This is a genomic window from Rhodococcus sp. DMF-1 (assembly GCF_021441945.1).
In the GTDB taxonomy this organism is placed as follows: Bacteria; Actinomycetota; Actinomycetes; order Mycobacteriales; family Mycobacteriaceae; genus Rhodococcus; species Rhodococcus ruber.
This window is the reverse complement of record NZ_CP090442.1, coordinates 4,997,782-5,020,254: the sequence shown is the minus strand read 5'-3', so window position 1 is coordinate 5,020,254 and position 22,473 is coordinate 4,997,782. Positions and strand designations below refer to the sequence as shown.

19 protein-coding genes and 1 pseudogene are annotated in these 22,473 nt (G+C 70.3%); 2 read left to right on the top strand and 18 right to left on the bottom strand.

Annotated features, from left to right (window positions below; translation table 11 throughout):
- Positions 1–30: 30 nt before the first annotated feature.
- The 16 genes and pseudogenes from LZP97_RS22990 to LZP97_RS22915 form a co-directional block, all read right to left on the bottom strand.
- Positions 31–1,065, bottom strand: coding sequence for a type IV toxin-antitoxin system AbiEi family antitoxin domain-containing protein (locus LZP97_RS22990; protein ID WP_048773631.1), 1,035 nt, complete (start codon positions 1,063–1,065; stop codon positions 31–33).
- 121 nt (positions 1,066–1,186) lie between these two features.
- On the bottom strand, positions 1,187–3,337 hold the full coding sequence (locus LZP97_RS22985; protein WP_026137955.1) for a 3-hydroxyacyl-CoA dehydrogenase NAD-binding domain-containing protein: 2,151 nt from the start codon (positions 3,335–3,337) through the stop codon (positions 1,187–1,189).
- Between the two features lie 28 nt (positions 3,338–3,365).
- The gene (locus LZP97_RS22980) at positions 3,366–4,580 is read right to left on the bottom strand and encodes an acetyl-CoA C-acetyltransferase (protein WP_010594920.1); all 1,215 of its coding nucleotides are present in this window, start codon (positions 4,578–4,580) and stop codon (positions 3,366–3,368) included.
- A gap of 149 nt (positions 4,581–4,729) precedes the next feature.
- Positions 4,730–5,392 carry a response regulator transcription factor gene (locus LZP97_RS22975; protein WP_010594919.1) on the bottom strand — a complete coding sequence of 221 codons (663 nt, stop codon included), beginning with the start codon at positions 5,390–5,392 and terminating at the stop codon, positions 4,730–4,732.
- On the bottom strand, positions 5,377–7,311 hold the full coding sequence (locus LZP97_RS22970; protein ID WP_048773629.1) for a sensor histidine kinase: 1,935 nt from the start codon (positions 7,309–7,311) through the stop codon (positions 5,377–5,379). Before LZP97_RS22970 ends, LZP97_RS22975 begins: the two co-directional genes overlap by 16 nt.
- A gap of 44 nt (positions 7,312–7,355) precedes the next feature.
- Entirely contained in the window at positions 7,356–8,042 is a 687-nt protein-coding gene (locus tag LZP97_RS22965) for a hypothetical protein (RefSeq protein WP_048773627.1), read from the bottom strand.
- 264 nt (positions 8,043–8,306) lie between these two features.
- Positions 8,307–8,444, bottom strand: coding sequence for a hypothetical protein (locus LZP97_RS22960; RefSeq protein ID WP_017681507.1), 138 nt, complete (start codon positions 8,442–8,444; stop codon positions 8,307–8,309).
- 110 nt (positions 8,445–8,554) lie between these two features.
- Positions 8,555–8,782, bottom strand: coding sequence for a helix-turn-helix domain-containing protein (locus LZP97_RS22955; RefSeq protein ID WP_029540072.1), 228 nt, complete (start codon positions 8,780–8,782; stop codon positions 8,555–8,557).
- Positions 8,782–9,414, bottom strand: coding sequence for a hypothetical protein (locus LZP97_RS22950; protein ID WP_225223152.1), 633 nt, complete (start codon positions 9,412–9,414; stop codon positions 8,782–8,784). The genes LZP97_RS22955 and LZP97_RS22950 overlap by 1 nt, the downstream gene beginning before the upstream one ends.
- A 70-nt stretch (positions 9,415–9,484) precedes the next feature.
- A complete protein-coding gene (locus LZP97_RS22945; protein ID WP_082170413.1) occupies positions 9,485–10,699 on the bottom strand; it encodes a M50 family metallopeptidase in 1,215 nt (404 codons plus the stop codon).
- Positions 10,699–11,385, bottom strand: a complete 687-nt coding sequence (locus tag LZP97_RS22940) for a cutinase family protein (protein ID WP_010594913.1) — start codon at positions 11,383–11,385, stop codon at positions 10,699–10,701. The genes LZP97_RS22945 and LZP97_RS22940 overlap by 1 nt, the downstream gene beginning before the upstream one ends.
- A gap of 118 nt (positions 11,386–11,503) precedes the next feature.
- Positions 11,504–11,917: pseudogene (locus tag LZP97_RS22935) on the bottom strand (polysaccharide deacetylase family protein); the annotation flags it as partial.
- Between the two features lie 13 nt (positions 11,918–11,930).
- Positions 11,931–12,383, bottom strand: coding sequence for a hypothetical protein (locus LZP97_RS22930; protein WP_010594911.1), 453 nt, complete (start codon positions 12,381–12,383; stop codon positions 11,931–11,933).
- Positions 12,384–12,388: 5 nt separating this feature from the next.
- On the bottom strand, positions 12,389–14,335 hold the full coding sequence (locus LZP97_RS22925; protein WP_040273588.1) for a primary-amine oxidase: 1,947 nt from the start codon (positions 14,333–14,335) through the stop codon (positions 12,389–12,391).
- Positions 14,332–15,813, bottom strand: coding sequence for an APC family permease (locus tag LZP97_RS22920; protein ID WP_017681499.1), 1,482 nt, complete (start codon positions 15,811–15,813; stop codon positions 14,332–14,334). Before LZP97_RS22920 ends, LZP97_RS22925 begins: the two co-directional genes overlap by 4 nt.
- 204 nt (positions 15,814–16,017) lie before the next feature.
- Positions 16,018–17,523, bottom strand: coding sequence for an aldehyde dehydrogenase family protein (locus tag LZP97_RS22915; protein ID WP_048773622.1), 1,506 nt, complete (start codon positions 17,521–17,523; stop codon positions 16,018–16,020).
- 446 nt (positions 17,524–17,969) lie between these two features.
- Here LZP97_RS22915 and LZP97_RS22910 point away from each other — a divergent pair, with 446 nt between their 5' ends.
- Positions 17,970–19,391, top strand: a complete 1,422-nt coding sequence (locus tag LZP97_RS22910) for an APC family permease (RefSeq protein ID WP_048773621.1) — start codon at positions 17,970–17,972, stop codon at positions 19,389–19,391.
- The gene (locus LZP97_RS22905) at positions 19,388–20,143 is read left to right on the top strand and encodes an IclR family transcriptional regulator (protein WP_026137951.1); all 756 of its coding nucleotides are present in this window, start codon (positions 19,388–19,390) and stop codon (positions 20,141–20,143) included. The genes LZP97_RS22910 and LZP97_RS22905 overlap by 4 nt, the downstream gene beginning before the upstream one ends.
- A 38-nt stretch (positions 20,144–20,181) precedes the next feature.
- On the opposite strand, the gene LZP97_RS22900 is transcribed toward LZP97_RS22905, so the two are convergent.
- Both LZP97_RS22900 and LZP97_RS22895 read right to left on the bottom strand, forming a co-directional pair.
- Positions 20,182–20,895, bottom strand: a complete 714-nt coding sequence (locus LZP97_RS22900) for a response regulator transcription factor (protein ID WP_017681494.1) — start codon at positions 20,893–20,895, stop codon at positions 20,182–20,184.
- Between the two features lie 92 nt (positions 20,896–20,987).
- Positions 20,988–22,403, bottom strand: coding sequence for an amidase (locus tag LZP97_RS22895; RefSeq protein WP_040273584.1), 1,416 nt, complete (start codon positions 22,401–22,403; stop codon positions 20,988–20,990).
- Positions 22,404–22,473 lie beyond the last annotated feature (70 nt).

The following is a 22,473-nucleotide window of genomic DNA, read 5'->3' as shown; positions in this document are numbered from 1 at the left end:
GCGGCCCGTGCGCGGTTCTGGTAGTACCCACTACCAGAACCGCGCACGGCACGAGCAGGGGTTCGGCTCGTCCCGGACCCAGCCCAACCGGGTCAGCACCGTCTCCACCTCGCGCGCGACGTCGCACGGCGACGACGCCACCTCCCGGTATCCGAAGACCAGCCGCGATCGTCCGGCCAGCTCAGCGGCGTTGTCCCGACGCCGGTCGCGGAAGGCGACTTCGCGCATCGAATGCACCCACCTGCCGTCCAACCGCACCGTGAGCGGGCATCCGGCGCCGTCGTACGTGCAGTCCTCGTACAGGGTCCTGCCGTCCACGACGACCGGGCTCTGCCGGTCCGCCACGGGCAGTGCATGCGCACGCTCGACATCGATCGCGTAGTGGTACTCCAGGACGGACTGCACCCCCTCCGCCAGCAGTGTCACGGCCTCGTCGAGCGCGGTCCGATACCGGTACGGCGGCCGCTCCTCGAGTCGCCGTCGCACGGTGTGCAGCCGGATCCCGGCGTTCGTGACCGTGGAGATCAGCGACAGGTACGCCTCCCGCGGCGACGGCTGCGCGGTGGCCAGATCCAGTGCGGTGTCGACCTTGGTCGTGCGCGGCAGGTACCGATCGACGCCGATGTGGGCGTGCGCCCGGGACCGGTGCACGATCACCCCCGGATGAAGAACGGCGTCCGGCTTCGACACCGGGAGCGTCGCTTTCCGTCCGGGTGCCCGCATCGTCGCTCGCTGGGGTAGGGCCGACCTGCCCACGGGAACGGTGATGTGCACCGGTGCGGTGTCGTCGACCGGGAGCATGCCCCACAGCTCCGCCGCAGTGCGATGGCTCAGCATCGCCGCTCCACCCCCGTAGAGCAGCGCCGCCTCGAGCACCATGGTCCGTGTCAGCGGCCCGCTGCTGACGGCGTAGACGCCCTGCAGGACGCGCTGCCACCGCCCGGTGTCGAGCAGATGCCGCACTGTTCCCCGCCCTACCCCCAGGTCGGTCAGCTCGGTCTGGGTCACCAGGCCGGCTCGATCGTCGAACAGCTTCTGCACGTCGCTCTTCTCGAAGTCCCCCATGCGGTCGATGATGGCGGACCCCGCGACGAACGAGGGCCCCCGACCGTGGCCGGGAGCCCTCACCTGTGGAGAACTCGTGCGCGGTTTTGGTAGCGATGGCTACCAAAACCGCGCACGGGGGTCAGCGCAGGGACGCCGGGGGGGTGAAGCGCTCGCCGTACTTGGCGGCGAGTTCCTCGGCGCGCTTGACGAAGCCCTCCTTACCGCCGGGGTAGCCGGCGATGTACTGGGCGACGCCACCGGTCCAGGCCGGGAAGCCGATGCCGAGGATCGAGCCGATGTTGGCGTCGGCGGTGGTGCGCAGCACGCCCTCGTCGAAGCACTTCTGCGTCTCGATGGCCTCGATGAACAGCATCCGCTCGATCAGGTCCTGGATCGGGATGTCCGTGGGGGCACTGTCGAACTTCTCCCGCAGGCCCGGCCAGATGCGGCTGCGCTTGCCGTCGACGTACTCGTAGAAGCCGCCGCCGCCCGCACGGCCCGGACGGCCCTCGTCGACGAGGAAGTCGACGACGGTGGACGAATCGTCCTGCGGCACCTTCAGTCCCGACGCCTCGGTCGCCGCCTCGGTCTCCTTGCGGATCTTCTGCATCAGCGTCAGGTTCAGCTCGTCCGACAGCTGCAGCGGCGGCGCCGGGTAGCCGGCCTGCGAACCGGCCTGCTCGATCGTCGCCGGCTCGATGCCCTCGCCGACCATGCGGATCGCCTCGTTGACGAACGTGCCGATGACGCGCGAGGTGAAGAAGCCCCGCGAGTCGTTGACGACGATGGGGGTCTTGCGGATCTGCTGGGCGAGATCGAACGCCTTGGCCAGCGTCGCGTCGGAGGTCTTCTCCCCGGCGATGATCTCGAGCAGCGGCATCTTGTCGACCGGCGAGAAGAAGTGCAGGCCGATGAAGTCCTCCTGCCGCATCACGCCCTCCGCGAGACCGGTGATCGGCAGCGTCGAGGTGTTCGAACCGAGCACCGCGTCCGGCGCGACGACGTCCTGGATCTCCTGGAACACCTTGTGCTTGAGTTCGGTGTTCTCGAACACCGCCTCGATGACGAGGTCCGCACCCGCCAGATCGGCGACGTCCGCGCTGGGAGTGATGCGGGCAAGCAGCGCCGCGGACTTCTCCTCCGTCGTCTTGCCGCGCGAGAGCGCCTTGGCCTCGAGGCCCTCCGAGTACGCCTTACCCTTCTGCGCCGACTCGATCGAGACGTCCTTGAGGATCACGTCCATGCCGGCCTTGGCGCACACGTAGGCGATGCCCGCGCCCATCATGCCGGCGCCCAGCACGGCGACCTTCCGGAAGGTGGTCTTCGGGAACGGCGTGCCGTCGGCCTGGTTCGGCCGTGACGCACCGGAATTGATGGCCTGCATGTCGAAGAAGAACGCCTGGATCATGTTCTTGGCGACCTGGCCGGTGACGAGCTCGGTGAAGTACCGGCCCTCGATCTTCGACGCATTGTCGATGTCGACCTGCGAGCCCTCCACGGCGGCGGCCATGATGGCCCGCGGCGCCGGCATCGGGGCACCCTTGAGCTGCTTGCGCAGGTTCGCCGGGAACGCCGGCAGGTTCGCCGCGAACGCCGGCGACGCCGGGGTACCACCGGGGATCTTGAAGCCCTTCTTGTCCCAGGGCTGCACGCCGCCCTCGGGGTTGGCCTTGATCCACGCCTTGGCGGCGGGGACGAGTTCGTCGATGCCGCCGACGATCTCGTCGATCAGGCCGATCTCCTTCGCCTTGGCCGGGTTGTAGCGCTGCCCCTGCAGCAGCACCTGCATCAGCGCGGTCTGCAGACCCAGCATCCGCACGGTGCGGGTGACGCCGCCACCGCCGGGCAGCAGGCCCAGCGTGGCCTCGGGCAGGCCGATCTGGACGCCCTTGACGTCGGCCGCGATGCGGTGGTGGGTGGCGAGCGCGATCTCGAGGCCGCCGCCGAGGGCCGCGCCGTTGATCGCGGCGACGACGGGCTTGCCGAGGGTCTCGAGCCGGCGCAGGTCCGCCTTGATCGCCTCGACCTCGTCGAAGATCCGCTGCGCGTCCTCCGGCCCGACCTTGATCATGTTCTTCAGGTCGCCGCCGGCGAAGAAGGTCTTCTTGGCGGAGGTGATCACGACACCGGTGATGTCGTCCTTCTCGGCGACGAGGCGGTCGACGGTGGCCTTCATCGACGCCTTGTACAGCTCGTTCATGGTGTTCGCGCCCTGGTTCGGGTCGTCGAGGGTCAGCACCACGATGCCGTCGGCGTCGCGCTCCCAGCCGATCATGTTGTTCTCAGTCACTGTGAATTCCCCAGTCCCTTCCGAAGTTTCAGACGCGCTCGATGATCGTGGCCACACCCATGCCGCCACCGATACAGAGGGTGACGAGGGCGCGGCGGGCACCGCGGCGCTCGAGCTCGTCGACCATCGTTCCCATGATCATGGCGCCGGTCGCGCCGAGCGGGTGCCCCATCGCGATGGCGCCGCCGTTGACGTTGAGCTTCTCGTCCGGGATCTTCAGGTCCTTCTGGAACTTGAGCACGACGGACGCGAACGCCTCGTTGATCTCGAACAGGTCGATGTCGTCCACGGTCAGGCCGGCGGCGGCGAGGACCTTGTGCGCGGCCGGGGTGGGACCGGTGAGCATGATCGTCGAGTCCGCACCCGAGGTGGCGGTGGCGACGATGCGCGCCCGCGGGGTCAGGCCCATGTCCTTGCCGGCCTGCTCGGAACCGACGAGCACCAGCGCGGCGCCGTCGACGATGCCGGAGCTGTTGCCGCCGTGGTGGACGTGGTCGATCTTCTCCACGAAGTGGAACTTCTGCAGCGCGACGGCGTCGAAGCCGCCCATCTCGCCGACCATCGCGAACGACGGCTGCAGTCCGGCCAGACCCGCGAGGGTGGTGTCGGGACGCATGTGCTCGTCGTGGTCGAGGACGGTCAGGCCGTTCTGGTCCTTGACCGGCACCACGGACTTGGCGAAGTAGCCGCCGGACCAGGCCGCCGCGGCGAGCTGCTGCGAGCGGAGCGCGTAGGCGTCGACGTCCTCGCGGCTGAAGCCCTCCATGGTGGCGATCAGGTCGGCGCTGACACCCTGCGGCACGAAGTAGGTGTCGTAGTTGGTGGCGGGGTCCAGCGCCCACGGGCCGCCGTCGGAGCCCATCGGCACCCGCGACATCGATTCGACGCCACCCGCGACGACGAGCTCGTCCCAGCCGGAGCGGACCTTCTGCGCGGCCATGTTCACAGCCTCGAGGCCGGAGGCGCAGAAGCGGTTGATCTGCACGCCGCCGACGGTGTCGGGCATGCGCGCCGCGGTCACCGCGGTGCGGGCGATGTCGGCGCCCTGGTCGCCCACCGGCCCGACGACGCCGAGGATCAGGTCCGAGATGCGGTTCTCGTCCAGGTCCGGGAACCGCACGCGCAGTTCGTCGATCAGGCCGGTGACCAGGGAGATCGGCTTGACCGAGTGCAGCGACCCGGTCTTCTTGCCGCGGCCGCGCGGAGTTCGGATGGCTTCGTAGATGAATGCCTCGGAGGTCACAGTGCGCAGGTTCCTTCCCGTGCTTTGCGGATGCGAGGGGCGCCAGCTCGTGACAGCCGTCACGCCCGACGTCGTCCACCCTAGGAGCCGGGACGCCGCGGACTGAAGGACCGAACCGAGCGGAGTCCGTGACCGAACCGAGCGGACGTTCACACCCCCAGGCCGGCCTCGCGGGCCTGCACGATCGCGGTCGACCGGTCGGCCGCGCCGAGCTTGCCGAGCACGTTCGACACGTGGTTGCGCACCGTCTTCGGGCTCAGCACCAGGCGGCGGGCGATGGTGGCGTTGTCGTGCCCGCGCGCCATCAGGTCCAGCACCTCGCGTTCCCGGTCGGTCAGTTCCGGGAAGACCGTGGGCGCGAGGGTGCGGGAGGCCGCCATCGCGCCGATCGCCTTGGCGGCGACGGCGGCGCCGACGATGACCTCGCCGTCCGCGACGGCCCGGATCGCCCGCTCCACGCCCGACGGGTCCGCACCCTTGACGAGATAGCCGCGCGCCCCGGCGCGCACCGACGCGACGAGCGAGTCCTCGTCCTCGTGCATGGTCACCACCAGCACCCGCAACTCGGGGAACCGTCCGAGCAGCAGCCGGGTCGCCTCGATGCCCGAGCCGTCCCCGAGTTCGAGGTCCATGAGCACGACGTCGACGTCCGCGGTGATCACCTCGAGCGCCTCGGCGACCGAACTTGCCTGCGCCACCACCTCGATGCCGTCGAGGGTGCCCAGCAGGGCGACGAGGCCGAGCCGGAACACGGGATGATCGTCGACGACGGCGACGGCGATCGCCGTGGGGGCGCTCACGACGGTCCCCACGGCAGGTGCGCCGTGACGACGGTGCCGTGCGGCTGCGCCCCCGTGATCGCGACGCTGCCGCCGACGTCCTCGGCGCGTTCGCGCATGCTGTGCGTCCCCACTCCCCGTCGCGCGTTCCGGTCCATCCCCCGGCCCGCGTCGCGCACCTCGAGGGTGAGCCGGTCCGCCGAGGCCCGCACGCGCACGCGGCATCCGTCGGCCCCGCTGTGCCGCCGCGCATTGGTGACCGCCTCGGCGGCGATGCCGTACGCCGCCGCGACGACCGGACCGCTGCGGCCCGAGGGCACGTCGGCGTCCACCTCGACGCGAAACCCACTGCGCGAGTGGACAGCCGACATCTCCTCGAGCGCGGCGGCGAGACCGAGCTCGTCGAGCGCGGGCGGGAGCAGCCCCCGGGAGAGCTCGCGCACCCCCTCGACCTGGTGGTCGAGTTCGCGCAGCAGGGAGTCGATCAGCGGAACGGCGTCGGCGGAGTCGGTGTCGACGAGGTTGCGGGCGCCCTGCAGCCCGAGCCGGATCCCGGCCAGCGACGGACCGAGCCCGTCGTGCAGTTCCCGGCGGATGGTGCGGCGTTCGGCGAGCCGGGCCTCGGTGAGCCGGGCACGGGCCGCGTCGAGCTCCTCCGAGGATCGCAGCACCACGAGACCGGCCTCGACCACGGAGGCGAGTTCGCCGAGTGCGCGGAGGCTGCGCGGCCCGAGGGTCTCGCCGGGTGGCGCCGTCACCGCGACCCGGCCGTCGCGCAGGACGACCTCCTCGGCGGGCCCGGTGGGGGTGCCCCAGCGGGCGAGCACCTCGTCGCCGCGGCGCACCGTCACGGACTCGAGTCGCAGCGCGACGCCGATGCCGGCGGCGAGATCCTCGAGCAGTTGCCGCGGCGTCTGTGCCCCGGCGAAGTGCCGGCCGAGCCGGCGCACCGCGCTCGCCGGATCGTCGCCCTCGCCGTAGACGAGGATGTGCACGCGCCGCGTCAGCCAGGCCCGGACCGGCTGCACCGCCAGCGCCACCGCGACCGCGGCGACGGCCTGGGCCACGACCGAGCCGTCCGTGGGCAGGATCAGGGCGACGGTGGCGGTCACGACGAGGTAGCCGGTGGCGAGTACCGCGACGAGGCTGCCGGCGACGGCTGCGCGGCTGACGGCGAGGTCGAGCCCCCACAATCGTTGCCGCAGCACCACCACGAGGATCGCGATCGGGTAGAACGCCTGGGTGGCCAGGTGCAGCAGCGGGGTGAGCATCCACGGCAGGCCGGGCACCGCGAGCGGGATGTAGGACACGGCCATCAGTGCGGTGCCGAGCGCGAGCCAGCCCAGGCCGATGCGGTCGGACACCGGGCCGCGCCGCCACCGGTAGGTGATGTCCGCCGCGGCGAGCAGACCGACGGTGACGACGGGCAGCACGAGCCAGCCGACGGCGGTGCCGGTGAAGGTACGGGCCCAGAAGAACCAGCCGGTGACCGCGGCACCGGTGAGCACACCGAGGCGGGCGCGCCGGTCGAGCGGTGTGTCACGGACCAACCAGGGCACCACCAGGAACAGCGCCAGGGTGCCGGGGATCCACGTGGTGCTCTGCAGGGGCGCGAGGACCCCGGCGAACGGCAGTCCGGGCCGCACCTGCGCGAGCTTCGTCCACGCGTAGCTCAGGGCCGACAGCCCGACGCCGATCGAGGCGAGCGAGAGCAGCAGCGGCACCGGATGCACCCGGCGGGCGAGCACCACCCCGGCGACGGTGCCGTATACCGCGGCACCGACGACGTCGACGAGGAAGAACAGCTGGTCCGAGTCGAGGTCCGGACGAGCGGCCGCGAAGACGGCGAGGGCGGCGACGGCGAGACCGCACGACAGCACGGCGACGACGGCGGCGGGCCCCGGTGCGCCACCGGTGCCCGCCGCCGTCTCGGATGCGTCCGCAACAGCCATGGTGCGGTGAGTATGCCCCGCGGCCGGTCCCGTCGCGCGGCAGCCTATCGGCGTGCCCTGTCGGAGACGGCGAATCCGACGCCGGCGACGAGCACCCACACCGGGCCGACGAAGCCGGCCATGTACTGCAGCGGGGAGATCCCGAGCAGCGCCGTCAGGCCGCCGAGCACCACGCTCGCCCAGCCCAGCCACTGCGGCGTCGCGCCGTGGCGCAGCGAGGCGGCGGCCACCGCCAGGCCGCTGACCCCCGCGCCCACCCACAGCCACGGGATCGTGCCGACCCAGTGCGAACCGACGACGGCGACCTCGGCGACCATCTGTCCCGGCTCGCTCAGCCCGAACAGCAATTCGGTGTCGAGGCCGGCGCCGAGCAGGCAGGCCGTCGCGGTGAGCAGCAGCCCGAACGCCGCGACGGCCGGCAGGAGGCTGTCGTCGGGCAGTGCGATCCGCAGGCGGCGCTGCAGACCCGCGGCGAAGATCAGCAGCAGCACCGTCGACACCATCAGCGACAGGTGCATCACCAGCAGTTCGGTCCGCTCACCCGCGAAGGCGTCGGCGATGGCGGACGCGTTGCCCGCCGTGGATTCGTCGTAGGCGGCGCCCATGCCCATGCTCGCCTGGATGGCGACCACCCCGGCGAGGCCGGCGACGGCCCCGCCCCAGGCCCAGGCGCTCGACGACGCGCGCCGTGCGCCCGTGCGGCTGTCCTCCGTCACGCTCGCTGTGCTCATCGGTGTCCCTCCCTCGTCCCGGCGCGCTCTGCGCCTGACGGAGAGGGTGCTGCGCCCGGTGTCCCGGTCGCCAGGGACACCCGTCCCGTCCCGGTGGGAATTCTCCCGGCGCGGCGCCGGTGCAAGTTGCGCGCGTCGGACGCACGTGGCGCGCGTCAGGGCAAGTTGCGCGCGTCGGTGCGAGTTGCGCGCGTAAGTACGAGCGCAACAGGCACTTTCGCGCGCGGAACCCCAAAAGGAGGGGGTGGGGGGACCGGACGTGGTTCACACCAGGGCGGGGCCGATCACCAGCAGCGCGACGAGGGCGATCAGCGCCGAGCAACCGGCGATGGCCACACCACCGGCCGGCGACTCGACGTCACCGAACAGCGGTTCGTCCTCGTCCCAGCACCACCGCGGCATCACTCAATGGAAGCGGTTCGGGCGCGGATCCGCAACGGCCGGGAGACATTCGCCGCAAGGACCGGACAATGTGCGCCGCGCGTCCCGTACCGCAGGAGTTCTTCGGGCGGTCACCGCGGGGGTTGCACGGTCAGCAGGTCCCCGACGGTGCAGCCGAGGACGTGACAGATCGCGGTCAGTGTCGAGAACCGGATGGCGCGAGCGCGGTCGTTCTTCAGCACGGACAGGTTGGCGACGCTGACCCCGACGCGTTCGGACAGCGTCGCGAGGGTCATGCCGCGCTCGGCGAGCAGGTCGTCGAGCCGGCAGTGGACGGCGTGTTCTGACTCCGGCGGCATCACACGAGTCCTTCCTGGTCGCGTGCCATCCGGTTGCCCACCCGGATCGCGATCGCAACCGCAGAGAGCACCATCGCCCCGGCGTACACCAGCCAGAACTCGGCTCCGAGCCAACTGCCCTCGACGCCGGGGACGTGGGTGAGACCGAGATCGCGGATCGCCATGTTGGTGCCCGTGATCCGGGGGAACATCGGAACCAGGGCGATGGTCAGTGCCACCCAGCCGAGGTGGTAGGTGAGCCGGTAGGTGCCGTGGTCGAACATCCGGCCCTGCACGAACCGGCGCACGAGCAGGGCCAGCAGCCCCAGCACGGCCAGGTAGCTCAGCGTCTGCGCCGCGTCGCCCGTCCGCAGCAGCGCGACGGTCACCGGCGACAGCTCGGCGACCGGCAGCGAGGTGGTCACCGCGCCGTCGAGTGACGCCTGCACACCGGACGGCGTGGGGACGGGGGTGGCCGCCTCGCCGAGTTCCATGCGCGCGGTCACCGTCGCGGCCGAGAGCTGCCCGGACAGGGTGGCGACGTAGTCGGCGACGACCACCGCCGCGGTACCGGCGAACACGGCCATGCTCGCCCAGAGGTCGCGCCGGTCCTTCGCGGTGGGCCGGAGAACGGACACCGAAGACGTACTCATGACACCCTCCCATATCGATTATCGATAGCCTATCGATAATCGATATGGGAGGCAACGTGACGGGATCGGATCACGCCAGGCGGATCGGGGCGACGACGTCCGCGACGACGGTCAGCACCGTGAAGGCACCCCCGGCGACGACGAACGCGTAGGTCACCGGCAGCAACTTCCCGAAGTCGACCGGCCCCGCGTCGGACAGACCTCGCAGCCGGCGCACCCGGTTACGACACGCCTCGTAGACGGCGACGGCCGCGTGCCCGCCGTCGAGGGGCAGCAGCGGCAGCAGATTGACCAGGCCGACGAACAGGTTCAGCCCGACCATCAGCAACACGAACGATTCCCACATGCCCCGTTCCGCAGCCTGCCCGCCCAGGGACGCGGCGCCCACGACACTGACCGGGGTGTCCGCGTCGCGCTCGCCGCCCGTCACGGAGTGCCACAGCGACGCCACCTTCGACGGGGCGCTCGCCAGCGTCCGCGCCGACGCCACGACGAGGTCCCCGGTGAACGCGAACGCGGCCGGAACGGCGGCGACGAGGCCGTAGCGGACCGGACCGGCGACCGGTTGTGCGGAGAGGCCGATCGCCCCGACGGTCGTCGACCACTCGACCCCGGACCGGGGGTCGACCACCCAGCGCTGCACCGGTTCGACAGCGACCGGCACCCGCAGTTCCCGTCCCTGCCGATCGATCACCAGTTCGACGACTCCCGAACTCTGCCACACCCTTTCGACGAGGTCACCGAACCGGGCGACGTCCCTTCCGTCCACGGCGAGGACGACGTCGCCGGGGCGTATCCCGGCCGACGCGGCCGGTCCCGGCCCGTCACACCCGACGAGTCCGTATCCGGGCGCCGGCCCCTGCGACGGCGGGACGCACCCGACGGACTCGACCACGATCCTCGGGTGCAGATCCGGCAGACCCCACCCGACCGCAAGCCCGAGGACGAGCACCACGGCAAGCAGGAAATTCATACAGACGCCACCGGACATCACGGCCACGCGCTTCCACGTCCGCTGCCGATACAACGCCCGGTCGTACTCGCCGGGGGCCAGTTCGTCGAGGGCGGTGGTGCCGGCGATCTCGCAGAACCCCCCGACCGGGAACAGGCCGAGGCCGTACTCGGTCTCCCCGCGGCGGAACGAGAAGACCGTCGGGCCGCGACCGACTGCGAAGCGGCGCACCTTCATTCCGAGACGCCGCGCCACCCACAGGTGACCGGCCTCGTGCAGGGCGACGGACACGGCGAGGGCGAGCGCGAACAGCGCGACGCCGAGGGCGAACATCAAGGGTGATACGTCGCGTGCTCGCGAATGTATCCGCTGACGTTGCCCTCCGGATCGCAGATCATGTCGCCCTCGAGGCACTCGGTGGTGACCGGGATGTGCCGCAGCTCGCCGGCCGGCTGCGGAAGGGTGATCCCGGGAACGAGCGGACCGGCGTACTGGGCGGGCCGGCCCTGTGCCGGATCGGCGATCAGGTGCACCCGGACGCGGTCCTGAAGGTCGGTGCCGTCGTCGTGCACGGGCGGCACCGCGTCGATCTCCATCGCCACCCGGCGCACGACGATCGCACCCTGGGAGTAGCCGTACAGCTCGTAGCGCGTGCGCGGCCCGCAGGCGGCCTCGGTCCGGCCGATCTCCGCCCACAGGTTCTGCACGCCGATCTGCACCGACTGGTCCATGAACGTGTCCCAGCCGAACACCCCGGCCACCATGCCCGCCGGGTACCGCACGTGCCGCACCGCGAAGTCGGAACTGTCACGGTACTGATCGGTGTAGGAGTTGAGGGGGCTGTCGGGGTCGATCGAGTCCGGCGTTTCGGGACCCTTCGTGCCGTCGACGGCGAGCACCACGGTCGGCGCACAGTAGGCAGCCGGGGACGGGTCGGCATGGGCGATCGACACGGCACCGAACATCGAACCGATGGTCAGCGCGCCGACGATCGCCACCCGGACAGCGGAAAGGATCATCGAAACCGTCCTTCAGCCCATGGGATCCAACCCAACGATTCCCGACCGCGTTCATAAGTAAGCACAGCGATCGTAAGTCCGCAAATCGAAGACACGGGTGCGACGCACCGTGGTGGGCTCAGCGGACGACATCGACCGGATCCACGAAACTGTAACTCCGAGTACGCAGACCGTCGATGATCGCGGGCAGCGCATCGGCATCGAGAGTCGTGCCGTCGTCGGGGTTCGTGCCCATGTGCATCAGGACGATCTGGCCGGGCACGGCTGCGGAGACGACCCGGTCGGTGACCGCCCCGACGTCGAGACCACCGCTGGTGCCCTTCCAGCCGAGCGAGTCCACCGTCCAGCGCACCGGCACATACCCGGCATCGTTGACGACGCGGATGTCGGCGTCGGTGCGAACACCGAACGGAAATCGGAACAACGGCACGGCCGGGCGACCTGTCAGTGCCGTGATCGCGGCCTCGGCCGCAGCAAGGTCGGCCCTGATCTGTCCGTCCGTCAGATCCGGATAGGCAGGGTGGGTGTCGCTGTGGTTCCCCGCTCTACCCCGCGATCGCCGGGTCGAGCCCCCGGGTGCGGTGGAACACCACGCTCACGGCGAGGAGGATTTCCGCGGCCGCGACCGCCAGTGCGGCCGCCATGAGCGGAGGCATCGATGCGTCCGCTGTGCCACCGGCGACCACCGGCACAGCGTGCCCGTGGTGGCCGCCGCCCCCACCTCCGGGACTCATGGTGGTCAGGTGCAGCATGATCATCACGACGTTCATGACGGTGACCAGGATCCAGTCCCGCTGGTTTCCGCGCCGCCAGAGATGGCGCGCGCAGTAGAGGCACCCGGCGGTCATGACGAGCGTCAGGACCGCCGGCGCCGGGGAGGGTGCGTGCCCCCCGAGTGCGCCGACGTGCAGCACGGCGGACGCGACGGCCAGGGCGGCGGCCGCCCGGCCGCACCACGGGAACGTGGTGCGACGGGCGGCCGGATCGGTGGTGGACACGGCCGTCAGTCCGTGCAGCAGTGCTTCGACGGGCCGGCCGGGACGTCGAGCGCCGGATTGCGGTCGAAGAACCCGACCGGCTTCAGCGTGAATCCGGCATAGTCGACGGGCATCACGGGCCAGTCCTCCGGGCGCGGGAAATGGGTGAGCCCGAAGGTGTGCCACAGCACCAGGTCCTCGCCCTCGATGTTCCGGTTGCCGGCGACGAATGTCGGCAGTCCCCCCTGTCCCGGATGCTGGTTGACGAAGTCGCCGGCGGGATACCGCTGCGCCGGGTCGTACTGCGTGACCCACAGGTGCCTGGTGGCGAACGCGGCGCGGGCGGCGATGGAACTCGACGGGTCGGCCAGCAGCACGGGCTGGCCTTCCGGGTGCAGCGCGTAACCCACGTTCCGCCCGAGCCGGTTCTGCTTGGTCGGGTTGGTGATGTGCCAGACCCGGGCCTTGGTGTTGTCGGCCAGCCGCTGCCCCTCGGCCTCCGTGGTGAGGGTGGTCTTGCGGCAGCGGAACGCATTGCCCCAGGGGTTGTCCGGTCCCATCGGTTCGGGCACGGCGTCGACCTCCTCGACCGTGTTGACGTTGCCGTCGACCGCCATGTCCAGGCGCGCGGAGAAGAGGTGCTGGTGGAACGGTGCACCGAGGCCGGGCGCCATCTCGGTGGCGAACCCGTCCTCGCCGCGGTAGGCGGAGGTGAACACGATGCCGGTGGCCTTGGCCTCGAGCTCGATGGTGCCGTCCAGGTAGAGGTACCAGTAGAAGCCGTAGTCGTAGTTGCCGATCGTGAGGAAGAACGAGATCACGAGCCGGCGCGAGCGACGGGTCTCGGTCATGCCGTTGAACATGTCCGTGTGCTTCCACAGAACGCCGTAGTCCTCCTCGTGGAGGCAGATCGCGTTCTTCATCACCCGGGGGTCGCCCTTCTCGTCGGCGATGGTGACGTCGAAGTACTGGATCTCACCGAGACAGTCGCACCCGAGTTCCAGCGAGTTGGTGTAGCGGCCGAAGAGGTATTCACCCTGGTCGAAGTAGTTCTGCCAGTACCGCACCGGCGACGGGTCGGCGTAGGGCACGACCATCTCGGCGATGGAGGCACGGTAGATCACCGGTCGCTCCACGCCGTCGTCGGAGAACGACAGCTGGTGCAGGGTCAGGCCCTCGCGGACGTCGAACCCGAACCGGAACGTCCAGTCCGCCCAGGTGATCCGGTTGCCGTCGACCGAGAAGCTCGGCCCCTCGGGCTGCGTGATCTCGATCGGCTTGAGGTCGGTGCGGACCGGCGTCGCGTGCGGCGCGGCGTCCCATTCGCCGCGTTCGGCCGGCACGGGAAGGGTGATCTCGTCGACCACCTTCACCACCCGCTGCTCGGTGAGATCGACGTACGCGACCACACCGTCGATCGGATGCGCCCACGGCAGGTCGGCCTCGTCCTCCTGATGGAACGCGAGCACGCGGACGATCCGGTGCCCCACCTCGTCCTCGTGCCCGAACACCCCGGCCGACAGCGGAACCGCGCGCACCTTCTGCGGGTCGATGCCGCGCGCGGCCATCGCCGCGATCCAGTCGAAGCTGGAGAGCAGGAACGATTCGATGTCCTCGAACTCCTCGTCGAGGATCGGGACGTGCCCGTCGGTGGCGGCGTCGACGGCGACGGTGCCGAGGATCCTGCGTTCGGTGACGGACACGACGTGGTCGGATCCCGCACCGGTTGCGCGGTCGAGGAGCAGGACGCGGGCCCGGCGCTCGACGTGCTCCCCCGGCCGGAACGCCAGGACCGTCGACTTGGGGGGTTCCTCGAGTCCGACGTAGACGAACCGGACGTGCTCGGTCACCAGTCCCGCCGCCGACACCGTTTCCTTGACTGCGGTGATCTCGTCGGCGGTCAGCGGGCTGAGCGGATGGTCCGGTGCGGGTGTCGATGCCGCTTCGGTGAACGGCGTGGTGGCAGTGCTCATCGTGCGATCTCCTTGTCGATCTGGGGTTCGGTCGTGACGGCGGGCGCGAGGCCGCCGTGGGGATGGGTGTTTCGTGCAGCGTCGGGGCGGAGAGCGGCCACGGCCGCTCCGCCCGCGAACGTCCCGGCGAGAACAACGGCGATGACGGCGGCGAGGGTGCTCGATCCGCCGACGAGCAGCGGCAGGTTCGCGATCGTCATCGTGAGCAGGGCGCCCAGCCCGGCCAGGCCCAGCGCCGGCGCGATCAGCGTGGGCCAGGGCCGGGTGTCGGCCCGGGAACGCCGGAAGAAGACGAGGACGGCGATCGACGTCAGCGCCATGAGGGCGAGCACACCGACGGACGCGACCCCGGCGAACCAGGCGAAGACCTCGGTCACGGGATCGAGCCCGCCGACGGCGGAGGCCACGACGAGGACCAGCGCCGAGACCGTCTGCACGACCGAGGCCACGTAGGGCGACGCATGACGTTCGTGCGAGCGGCCGCATCGCGCCGGCAGTGCCGCGCTGTTGCCGAGCGAGAAGATGTAGCGGGAGAGCACGTTGTGGAAGGACAGCAGTGCCGCGAACAGGCTGGTGACGAGGAGCACCTGCACGACGTCACCGGCCGCCGCTCCCACGTAGCGGGTCGCGGTGTCGACGATCATGCCCTCGGGGTTCTCGGTGGCCAGGGCGACGGCGCCCTCGTCACCCCACGCGCTGACCAGCGCCCAGCTCGACAGCGCATAGAAGCCGCCGATGACCACCAGGGCGAGGTAGGTGGCCCGCGGAACGGTCCGGGCGGGATCACGCACCTCGTCGCGGAAGACCGCGGTCGCCTCGAAACCGATGTATCCGGCAACGGCGAAGATCAGGGCGATTCCCGGTGCGCCCGAGAAGAACTCGGACGGCCGCAGCGCAGCGGTGGACAGACCTTCCGCGCCGCCCCGGACGACCACCGCCGCATCGATCACCAGGACGATGCCGACCTCGCACAGCAACAGGACCCCGAGGACCTTGCCGGACAGGTCGATGTGGCGGTAGCCGAGCACCGCGACCGCCACCAGCACGATCAGAGCCCAGAGATACCAGGGCAACTCAGGGCCGCCGTGCGCGGTCACGAAGTCGTCGAGGGCCGCGCCGATGTATCCGTAGACGGCGCCCTGCACCGCCGTGTAGGACAACAGCGCCAGGAACGCCGAACCGAGACCGGCGTGCCGGCCGAGACCGTGGGTGACGAAGGTGTAGAACGCCCCCGCCCCGGGCACGTGCTTCGCCATGGCGGTGAAGCCGACGGCGAAGAAGAGCAGGACCACCGTGCAGACGACGTACGAGGCGGGGAACGCGGCCCCGTTTCCGGCGGAGATGCCGAGTGGGACCGTGCCGGCGATCACGGTCAGCGGGGCTGCGGCCGCGACCACCATGAAGACGACGGCGCCGGGACCGAGGCTGCCGGACAACCGGTGGGTGGGGGGTTCGTGTGCGCGAGCGTTGAGGGTCATCGGTGCTTCGACTTTCGGGAGAGGGGGTGTGCCGGCGGTTCGGTGCCGAGCGCCGGAAGAAGCGTGCGCCCGGCCGTTGTCGGTGCAGTCACCGCGGCGTCACGGTTCGTCGACGGCAAACGAGAACGCCTCGGTGCCGGGTTCTCGTTCGGCCGGCAGTACGGGCGGCGGTGCCCGTCCGGCGCCGGGCACCGCCCCGGCCGGTCAGAGTGCGATGTTGACCGACTTGGTCTGGGTGTACTCCGCCAGGGCTCCCTCACCGAGTTCCCGCCCCCAGCCCGACTGCTTGTAGCCCCCGAAGGGCAGTGCGGTGTCGAACGCGTTGTGGCAGTTGATCCAGACCGTGCCCGCCTTGATCTCGGCGGCGACCTCGTGCGCCCGGGAGACGTCCCGCGTCCAGACGCTCGCCGCGAGACCGTAGGGGGTGTCGTTGGCGGCGGCGCGAACCCCCTCCTCCCGGTTGAAGGGCACGGCGACGGCGACCGGGCCGAAGATCTCCTCCCGGTACACGCCGAAGTCGCTGCGCACGTCGACCAGCAGCGTCGGCTCGACGTAGAAGCCGCTGTCGCCGTGGCGCTTTCCTCCGGACAGGGCACGCGCTCCGTCCTCGAGTCCGGCGTCGATGTAGCCGGTGACCTTGCCGAGTTGTTCCGCCGAGATCAGCGGCCCGATGTCACTCGTCGGATCGAGTCCCGGACCGATCTTCTGCGACTTCGCGAATTCAGCTACGCCCTGCGTGAATTCGTCGAAGATTCGGTCCTCCACCAACAGCCGCGTACCGGCGGTGCACGCCTGCCCGTGGTTGAACAGGAAGCCACTCGCCACGCCCGGGATCGCGGCCTCGAGGTCGGCGTCCGAGAAGACGACCTGCGGGCTCTTGCCACCGAGTTCGAGCGAGACCTTCTTCAGGTTCCCGGCGGCGGCACTCACGATCTTCTTGCCGACCTCGGTCGAGCCGGTGAAGGCGACCTTGTCGACGTCGTCGTGGGCCGACAGGGCCGCACCCGCGTCCCCGAAGCCGGTGACCACGTTGACGACGCCGTCGGGCACCCCGGCCTCGGTGGCGACCTCGGCGAGCAGCAGCGCGGTGAGCGGGGTCTGCTCCGCGGGCTTGAGCACCAGAGTGTTCGCACACGCCAGCGCCGGGGCGAGCTTGAAGGCGGCCATCACCAGCGGGAAGTTCCACGGCACGATCTGGGCGCACACACCCACCGGCTCGCGGCTGGTGAACGCGTGGAAACGAGCACCCGGGGCCCACGGAACCGACACCGGGACGGTGCGTCCCTCGATCTTGGTCGCCCAGCCGGCGTAGTAGAAGAAGATCTCGGCCGCCCAGGTGACGTCGACCGCCTTCGCGACGACCACCGATTTGCCATTGTCCAGGGACTCGAGCTGGGCGAACTGGTCCGCCCGGGCCAGGATGCCCTCGCCGATCCGCCACAGGACGCGCTGACGTTCGGCCGGGGTCAGGCGGCGCCACGGCCCCTCCTCGAATGCCCGGCGGGCGGCGGCCACGGCGCGGTCGACGTCCTCGGCGCTGCCGTGCGGCACCGTGGTCAGCACCTGCCCCGTCGCGGGATCGACCGTGTCGAACCGCCGGCCCGTCGCCGACTCCACCCACCGGCCGCCGATCAGCATCTGCTTCGGCGACGAGAGGAACTCGGCCACCTCCGGAAGCAGAGCGGTGGCGGATTGCGCAACTGCAGTCATGATGTCTCCGACTCTGAGGAAAGATGAAAAAGACTCGGGCACAGTGGTTTCGATTCCGATTCGCCGGCTTCCGGCGCTGTGACCCGAACCCACGATAACCACACGATGTGGCGGGAGTGACCCCCGATTCCGGATGGAAATTGCGGGCTGTCCGATTCTCATTCGGCTGGGGCCCAGACCGTTTCCCGATTCTCGTTCGACTTCTCGTCGGCGCCCCAGGTGACGGTCGTGCGCGTGCGGCCGGTCCCGCGCGAGCGCACGTCCGGCGGGCCCGGCATTCTCATTCGAGTGACCGAAAATTGATGTGCGATCGGTGCAGCGCGCTGCGTGCCTGCGCTACCGTGCACCCCACGGGATCGTCCGGCGGCCGACGCTCGACGTCCCCTGGCGAGTGTGGAAGCAGGTGCAAGGTGTCCGGTACACCACAGATCAGAGGGACTTCGCCGGTGGCGGGCCTCGAGCGCGGACGCCTGACGTTCGTCGAGGTACTGGCCCAGTCCGTCTCGGCCGTCGCCCCCTCGGCGGTGATGGTCACCCTGCCGGCTCTCGTCATCCCCGAAGCCGGGCGCGCCGCGATCCCGGTGTTCGTCACGGCGGCGGTCCTGATGGCGGCCGTCGGCTACTGCATCGGACAGTTCGCCGCCCGCATGGTCGCGGTCAGCGGCCTGTACAGCTACACGGTGAAGGGGCTCGGTCCCCGCGTCGGCTTCGCCGGGGGATGGTCGCTGCTGATCGGCTACGCGGCCGCCGCCATGGCCAGCACGGTGGGTGCGGCGAGCTATCTGGCGTCGTTGCTCGAACGGGTCGGGTTGTCCGCCGGAGCGCCGACGAGCGCGGTGCTCGCCGGAATCGTCGGGGTGGTCGCACTGCTGCTGATGGTGCGCGGCGTCCAGCTCTCCGCCCGGATCATGCTGGGGGTCGAGGCATTCGCCATCGTCGCCGCCTCGGTCGTCCTGGTGATCGCGTTCGTCGTGGCTGTCCGGGACGGCGCGTCCCCCTCGGCTCCGAGAGCGACCGGTTCGGATTCCGCGATCGGTTTCGCGCTGCTGCTGGCGATCACCTCGTTCGTCGGTTTCGAGAGCGCCGGAACGGTGGCCCGCGAGGCCCACCACCCGCTGATCAGCGTGCCGCGCGCGATCCGGTGGACGCCGATCGTGCTCGCGGCGCTCTACGTGTTCGCCGCAGCGATGCAGTCGCCCGAGTCCGCGAGGGAAGGTGTCGGCTCCCTGCGGATCGTGCTCACCCTCCCGGACACCGCCGGCAGTGGCTCGGCGGTGCTGGCGGTCGTGATGGAACTCGGGATCACCGCGTCGTGGTTCGCATGCGTCATGGGTTCCACCACCGCGCTGTCGCGCACACTGTTCGCGATGGGCCGGGAGGGTGTCGCCCCGGCGATCGTCGGCCGGGCCCACGCCCGGTTCCGCACGCCGCACGTCGCCCTGATCGTCGCGATGCCTGTCGTCGTGGTCGTGCCCGTGGTGTTTCTGATCGCGACGGGCTCGACCCGGGACGTCCTGATCGGGTTGCTGACCCTCTCGGCGCACGGGTATGTCCTCGCCTACATCCTCGTCTGTGTCGCTACGCCCGCATTCCTGCACCGGATCGGCGAGCTGACCCGTATTCCGCTGATCGTCGGCGTGCTCACCGCGGCCTGCCTGGTGGCGCTGATCGTGTGGGCTGCCGCGTCGAGGCTCTACGTGGCGGGCGCGATGACCGCCGTGTACGCGGTCCTGATGCTCCTCGGGGGCGTGCTGCTCGCGGTGCAGGTGCGTCGGGACCCGGGCGTCGCGGATCGGATAGGAGTTTACGACGAGACCGTGGCCGACGATCTGCTCGGCCGGCACCGCCCGTGGCAGGTGCGGCGGTGAGCCCCGTCGACGGAACCCTGTCGGGGCGTCAGCCGAAGGCCGTGATCAGCGCCCTGCGCGTCCTCGAGGAGGTGGCCCGGGCGGGCCCCGGCGTCACCGCCAAGGACATCGCAGCGCACCTGTCCCTGCCGCCGGCGACGACCTATCGGCTCCTGAACCTGCTCGCCGGGGAGGGCTACGTGGTCCGGCTGCCCGATCTGTCCGGCTTCGCTCTGGGGCGCAAGATCGGCGTACTCGTCGACGCGGCCGTCGTCCCGACGGTCTGCACGGCCGCCCGCACCCTGCTGACCGAGCTTCGGCTGACCGTCCGCTTCGGCGTCCACCTGTACTACTACACCGACACGACGCTCCGCCTCGCCGACGCCGACCCCGAATATCCGCCCCGCACGGACGAGACTGTCCTCACGCGGTATCTCCATGCGAGCGCCGTCGGCAAGCTCCTGCTCGCCGAGAAGAACGACCTCGACGCCGTCCTCCCCCGGTGGGACCTCCACGCCCTCACCGGTCGCACGATCGTCGTGCGCAGCGACCTGCTCCGCCACCTCGCGGAGATCCGCGACCGGGGCTTCGCCACCCAGCTCGGCGAACTGCGCGACGACTGCGCGTGCCTCGCCGTCCCCGTCCGGTCCGCCGCCGGCACCCTGGTCGCGGGTCTGGTCCTGTCCGGCAGCATCGACCACCAGCATCTGCTGACGCGTCATCTCGAGTCGCTCCGCGAGCACGCGCGGCAACTCGCGCCCCTGCTCACCTGAGGGGGCGCGACGAGCCCGCCCCGGCTCGGAACGGACTGCTACGTGGACTGGGCCCACGCATCCCGGTTCGACACCAGGCCGAGCCGAACCGCCCGGACCACCGCGCCGACCCGGTTGGGGGCATTCAGTTTTCGCAGCAGGTGCTCCACATGAGTGTTGACCGTGCTGCGCGAGAGCTGCATCTGCTGCGCGATCTCACGGTTGGACAGGCCGGCGATCACGAGTTCGAGAACCTCGTGTTCCCGTGGCGTGAGGGCGACCGCTTCCTGCCGCGTCAGCGTGTCCACCGACCAGGCGGCGTACTCCCGGGCGTCGCTCAGCGTCGTCTTGACCCCGGTGGGCACCGAATCACGTGTCACACTGACGTGCAGCGCACCCACTGCGACCCCGGTGGGCGACGTCAGGACGACGGAGGTGCCTTCGGAGAATCCGGCGGGAGCGAACACTTCGCGCACCGAGTAGGTCTCGCGATACGACGGGATGTCGCGCCAGGTCAGCACCGCGGAGGGCTCGGCCCGAACCGCCTGCATGCCCGGATCCCTGTCGACGAAGTCGGTGACCAGGTAGTCCAGGGTGCGGTCGTCGTATCCACGGCTGGCGACCACCGCATGCCGGCCGCCGGCGACGCGGGTCACGGCAGCCGCCGCGCACCCGAGCTGATCCGTCATGTACCGGGTGAGCCCGGTCATGCGATCGACGGCGTTCTCTCCCAGCAACACCGAGACCAGTCCACTGAACACGGGTACGACCATCGCTCGACGATAGTCGAATCCCGTGTCCAGCGGAGCCGAATCCTGTTATCGGACAAATACGTTCCGGTTCCCGCGGGCGCTCGCCCGCCCCGTCACAGTTCCGGGACCCGATCCGCCCAGGGGCGAGCGCGTTCGAAGTTCGCCGCTGCGCGCAGGACCGCGGCGTCGGCGTGCAGCCGTCCCGCGATCTGCAGGCCGACCGGACGTCCGTCCGAGGTGAATCCGGCAGGGACGGTGACGGCCGGGGTGCTCAGCATGTTGTACGGGTAGGTCATCAGCCAGCCGAGCAGTTGCGAGCGCAGCGACGCCCCCGCCAGCCGGTCGGGAGCGAACTGCCCCAGCGGATGGGCCGCTTCACACAAGGTGGGCGAGACCAGCAGGTCGTAGTTCTGCATGAACGCCGAGAACGTATCCCACATCCGGCCACGGAACAGGTCTGCCCGCCCGACGTCGACACCCGTGAGACGCTCTCCCTCACGCATCAGTTCGACGAGATTGTCGTCCACCTGGCCCTGCCACTCGTCCCAGTCGAGCATGTCGTGTTCGGCCGCGAAGCCGGGAACCCAGATGCCGTGCCACATCGCCTCTTCCGGGTCTCCCCAGGCGGGGGTCGCCTCCTCGACCCGGGCTCCGAGGTCCTCGAACACCCGGACGGCCTCCGCGCAGATCGCCGCCACCTCCGGATCGACCGTCGCGAAGCCCAGGTCAGGGGACCAGGCGATGCGCCACCCGGCGATGTCCTTCCTCGTTTCGGCGACGTAGTCGGTGTCCGAGGCCGGCAGACTGAGCGGATCGGATTCGTCCGGGCCGGCAACGACACCGAGCATGAGGGCGTTGTCCTCGACCGTGCGGGTGATCGGACCGTGGTAGGCCCAGTGGTAGAAGCGACCGGCCAGGATGGTCTGCGGCACCCGTCCGGTCGAGGGCTTGAGGCCGACCACGCCGCACAGCGACGCGGGAATGCGGACCGATCCCGCTCCGTCGCTGCCTTCGGCCAGCGGGCCGAGGCCGGCCGCGACGGCGGCGGCAGCGCCGCCGCTGGAACCTCCCGCGCTGTATCCGCGCTTCCACGGGTTGTGGGTGGGGCCGAACAGGTGGTTGTCCGTGCCGCCGTAGTAGCCGCTCTCCGGCGTGTTGGTCTTGCCCAGGTAGAGACCGCCGGCGGCCTTCAGCCGCCGGACGATCACCGCGTCGTGGTCGGCGATGCTGTCCTTCATGGGCACCATGCCGAACGTCAGGGGCCGCCCCGCCACGGCCGTCAGGTCCTTGATCGTGAAGGGCACTCCGTGCAGGGGGCCGACGGATTCGCCGCCGCCGAGCTTCTCGTCCAGGGCGCGCGCGTCGGACAGGACCTGTTCGCGATCGAAGTCGACGATTGCGTTGATCGTCGGGTTGACGCTCTCCACACGCCCCACGAAGTGCTCCGCGACTTCGCTCGCGCTGATCTGTCCTCGGCGAACATCGTCCGCGAGTTCGGTTGCAGTGAGCCAGGAAAGATTGTCGGTCATGGTCGTCTCCGTGATTCGGTCCGGTCGAGGTGGCTCGACCATAGGAATCCGGCGATCCCGCCGACAATCG

Excerpts from the sequence above, each read along its gene's own strand:
- LZP97_RS22990 (WP_048773631.1), bottom strand. The coding sequence starts at position 1,065 with ATGGGGGACTTCGAGAAGAGCGACGTGCAGAAGCTGTTCGACGATCGA.
- LZP97_RS22970 (WP_048773629.1), bottom strand. The coding sequence starts at position 7,311 with ATGGCTGTTGCGGACGCATCCGAGACGGCGGCGGGCACCGGTGGCGCA.
- LZP97_RS22965 (WP_048773627.1), bottom strand. The coding sequence starts at position 8,042 with ATGAGCACAGCGAGCGTGACGGAGGACAGCCGCACGGGCGCACGGCGC.
- LZP97_RS22960 (WP_017681507.1), bottom strand. The coding sequence starts at position 8,444 with ATGCCGCGGTGGTGCTGGGACGAGGACGAACCGCTGTTCGGTGACGTC.
- LZP97_RS22955 (WP_029540072.1), bottom strand. The coding sequence starts at position 8,782 with ATGCCGCCGGAGTCAGAACACGCCGTCCACTGCCGGCTCGACGACCTG.
- LZP97_RS22950 (WP_225223152.1), bottom strand. The coding sequence starts at position 9,414 with ATGAGTACGTCTTCGGTGTCCGTTCTCCGGCCCACCGCGAAGGACCGG.
- LZP97_RS22945 (WP_082170413.1), bottom strand. The coding sequence starts at position 10,699 with ATGTTCGCCCTCGGCGTCGCGCTGTTCGCGCTCGCCCTCGCCGTGTCC.
- LZP97_RS22940 (WP_010594913.1), bottom strand. The coding sequence starts at position 11,385 with ATGATCCTTTCCGCTGTCCGGGTGGCGATCGTCGGCGCGCTGACCATC.
- LZP97_RS22925 (WP_040273588.1), bottom strand. The coding sequence starts at position 14,335 with ATGAGCACTGCCACCACGCCGTTCACCGAAGCGGCATCGACACCCGCA.
- LZP97_RS22920 (WP_017681499.1), bottom strand. The coding sequence starts at position 15,813 with ATGACCCTCAACGCTCGCGCACACGAACCCCCCACCCACCGGTTGTCC.
- LZP97_RS22915 (WP_048773622.1), bottom strand. The coding sequence starts at position 17,523 with ATGACTGCAGTTGCGCAATCCGCCACCGCTCTGCTTCCGGAGGTGGCC.
- LZP97_RS22900 (WP_017681494.1), bottom strand. The coding sequence starts at position 20,895 with ATGGTCGTACCCGTGTTCAGTGGACTGGTCTCGGTGTTGCTGGGAGAG.
- LZP97_RS22895 (WP_040273584.1), bottom strand. The coding sequence starts at position 22,403 with ATGACCGACAATCTTTCCTGGCTCACTGCAACCGAACTCGCGGACGAT.